This is a genomic window from Mesorhizobium argentiipisi (SeqCode) (assembly GCF_037179585.1).
In the GTDB taxonomy this organism is placed as follows: Bacteria; Pseudomonadota; Alphaproteobacteria; order Rhizobiales; family Rhizobiaceae; genus Mesorhizobium; species Mesorhizobium argentiipisi.
Genome location: NZ_JAPYKO010000111.1, coordinates 1 through 450, shown reverse-complemented (window position 1 = coordinate 450; position 450 = coordinate 1). Strand labels below are relative to the sequence as shown.

General features: G+C 66.7%; 1 protein-coding gene. It reads left to right on the top strand.

Annotated elements, in window-relative coordinates; translation table 11 throughout:
- Window positions 1-220: 220 nt before the first annotated feature.
- Window positions 221-450: SpoIIAA family protein (locus tag O7A05_RS34165; RefSeq protein WP_337097809.1), on the top strand; the 230-nt coding region annotated here is incomplete at its 3' end.

Below are 450 nucleotides of genomic sequence, written 5' to 3'. Positions count from 1 at the left end.
CTTCCGGCTGCTGGTCAAGACCGAGCGCAGCGTCGACATCCAGGCCTACCTGCGGGACTGGCTGGCCCGGGGGCCGAAGCCGAGGGGAAACCTGCGCGTCACCGTCGACGTCGACCCGCAGAGCTTTCTGTAAGGCTCATCCCCCGCCATCGAGCGTGCACCGCTTGCCGCGCCCCGTTTCGATGCTAGCCTCCGGGCGCACATCCAGAGGAGCGGCCGCGTGCTGAGCTACGAGAAGAAGCCGGAGTCCGACATCGCCGAGATCGTCGTCGACGGGAAGATCTCCGACGAGGAGATGAACGCCGTCATCACCGCGATGAAGAGCGATCTCGGCACGGGCCGGAAGCTCCGGCTGCTCGAGGACGTGCGCGCCTTCGAGGGCATGGAGCCGGCGGCCTTCTTCAAGGACCCGCGCTTCGGCATCGAGATGATGAAGGGTGTCAGCCACGT